Consider the following 565-nt stretch of genomic DNA (forward strand, 5'->3'; position numbering starts at 1 on the left):
CCAGTGTGGAAAAAGTTTGAGAAAGACATTGGTTCTGACCTGATTGAAGCGGCTTTGGCTTCAAACCAACAATAACAAAAACGATATCCATTCGCCCTCGGACTCTCTCTAAGCCGAGCTAAGGATGAGGGCTTTTTCCCTTTACTGATGACGTGATGTAATTATGGAACCGACTTTTTTTGCCAAGGCTGGACGAATCACCGATGCCATTGAAGAAACCTTGATTGCTTTCTTCTTAGGTGCGATGACATTGCTGACGTTTGCTAATGTCATTTTTCGCTATGTCTTTAACGATAATATTCTCTGGGCGTTAGAGCTCACCGTATTCATGTTCGCGTGGATGGTTTTAGTTGGCGCTTCGTACGGTGTGAAAAAACACTTTCACATTGGCGTGGATGTCATCATCAATATCGTACCTGAAGGGCGCCGTAAACTCCTTGCGCTAGTCGCAGCGGCCTGCTGCCTAACCTTTTCGATTCTGCTTTTGATTGGTGCTTGGAATTATTGGTATCCCTTTGCGACAGAGCGCGCATGGTATGAAACCGACGATATCCCAATGCCTGAG

The 565-nt window shown here is 45.7% G+C and carries 1 protein-coding gene; it reads left to right on the top strand.

Translation table 11 applies throughout. The features are described from left to right. Window positions 1–163: 163 nt before the first annotated feature. On the top strand, window positions 164–565 hold a 402-nt coding region (locus R8O11_RS30120; RefSeq protein WP_318195247.1), incomplete at its 3' end, for a TRAP transporter small permease.

This window comes from Vibrio sp. 1288, assembly GCF_033344475.1.